Source organism: Intestinibacter sp. (assembly GCF_022780145.1).
Lineage (GTDB): Bacteria > Bacillota > Clostridia > Peptostreptococcales > Peptostreptococcaceae > Intestinibacter.
On record NZ_JALEXO010000139.1, the window covers coordinates 1 to 2202 of the forward strand.

At 30.9% G+C, this 2202-nt stretch carries 2 protein-coding genes; both read right to left on the reverse strand.

What is annotated here, in order from left to right; translation table 11 throughout:
- A partial coding sequence (locus MR593_RS05445; RefSeq protein WP_290690586.1) for a PTS transporter subunit EIIC occupies nt 1–944 on the reverse strand: 944 nt, incomplete at its 3' end.
- A 287-nt stretch (nt 945–1231) separates the two neighbouring features.
- The coding region (locus tag MR593_RS05450; protein WP_331474744.1) for a LacI family DNA-binding transcriptional regulator at nt 1232–2202 on the reverse strand (971 nt) is incomplete at its 5' end.

Here is a 2202-nt window from a genome sequence, read left to right on the forward strand (position 1 = left end):
TGAACACCTATTACTACTGTTGGCGCATATACTGCTCCTGCTAAAAATGCTCCCACACCAAATGGTAATGTTATTAATGTTTGAACAAATCCAAGTACTCCATTTTCTAATGTTGAGAAAATTGGCCCAAACACTGTTAATGTTAAATATCCTGTAACTAATACTGTAACTAATGGTGTTACAAATAAATCTATCATTTCTGGAACAATCTTATGTAATTTCTTTTCGATTGTAGACATAAACCATACTGCAATTACTACTGGAATAACATGTCCTTGATAACCTACTAAGTTAATATCATAAAGTCCAAACCAAACACTTGCTGTCGGAATATCTGACGCAGCCATACCTGCTACACTCCAAGCATTAAGTAAATCGCTATGAATCATAATCATACCTATAACTGCTCCTAAGAATATATTTCCTCCAAATACCTTAGCTGCACTTACTGCTATTAATATTGGTAAAAATACAAACGCTGCATTACTGAATAAATGTATAACTGTATAAGTTCCTGAGTTAGCCATTTGAGGCCATACTTTAGATAATCCTTCTAAAAGTCCCATTAAAAGACCACTTGCTACGATTGCTGGTATAATTGGTACGAATACATCTCCTAGAGTTTTAATCGCTCTCATAAATACATTTTGTTTTGAAGTAGCTGCTTTTTTAGCTTCCTCTTTAGATGCTTCTGTTATACCCGCTAAATCTATTAGCTCTTTGAAAACCTTGTTTACTACACCTGTTCCAAGTATTATTTGCAATTGACCTGATGCCTCGAATACACCTTTGACTCCTTCTATATTCTCAATTGCATTCTTGTCACATTTTGAATTGTCAGCTATTACAAGTCTTAATCTTGTAGCACAATGAGCTGCTGATACGATATTTTCTTTTTTACCTATTTTTTCATAAATTTCTTTAGCTATAACACCATAGTCCATAATATTTCCTCCCTTTTGTGGTATCGTTCTCATATTTCTTAAAATTATTGTAGCACGTTATTTTAATTATATCAAAGGTTTTTTTGGATTATTTTCCATATTTCTCATTGCATTATATCTATATTCATATTTATTTTTGTGTTTTATATATGAAATCAATCTCATATTTATTTATAAATATACTTTTGTATATCTATACATTAAAAATTCAATCCATATAAATATTTATTTTTTTATTTACAAAATAAAAAGCACCCACTCTCTCAGAATAAGTGCCTATTTAATATTTAATTCGTTGATTCTTGAACAATTATTTCATATCCCATTTTCACATCTCTTATAATCTTATCTTGATTTTCAATCATGTTTACAATGATATTTGCAGCTTCTATTCCCGATGTTTTGTAATGAAAATGTACTGTCGTCAATTTAGGTTCTATTATTTTAGATACATTTGTATGCCCAAATCCTACTATGGATATATCCTCTGGTATTTTCTTAGCACATTCCTTTAGATATTGCATCGCTCCGATAGCAATGTTATCTGTTGCACAGAATAGTGAATCTATATCAGGATTATTATCAATAAGTTCCTTTGCTTTTAAATATCCATCATCTAGACTGAATTTTGCTATTTTCATTAATTCTTCATTAGCTTTTATTCCATTTTCCTTTAGTGCGTCTATATAACCTTGACATCTCGACTTTCCTGCTGCTTCATCATTTGGATTGACTCCTATATAGCCTGTTTTTTTTCTGCCTTTTCCTATCAAAACCTTAGTTATATCTTTAGCTGCATTGTAATCATCATTGTATATACAGGAATATCCCTTTAAGTATTGCCCAACTATTACAACTGGAATATTTAGCTTTTTCAATAACTTCTTATGTTGATTTGTAAATACTGTAGCTATCAAAATAATTCCGTCTACTTGATTATTTTGAAAAATCTTTAGGTATTCCAATTCCTTATGCTCGTCGTTAAATGTATCGGCAAGGATAATTTGATATCCTGATTTAGATAAAGTTTCATTTATGCCTAGAACTTCTCTGCTCACAGCCTGTGAATCTATTTTCGGTATTATTACACCTATTAACTTAGTTTTTTTAGTACGTAATACTCTCGCTTGTGCAGAAGGTGTATATCCAGTTTCCTCTATAACTTTTGCTATTATTTTTCTTTTTTCTTCACTTACATATCCGTCGTTTAAATATCTAGATACTGTGGCACGAGAAACTCCAGCTAATTTTGCAATTT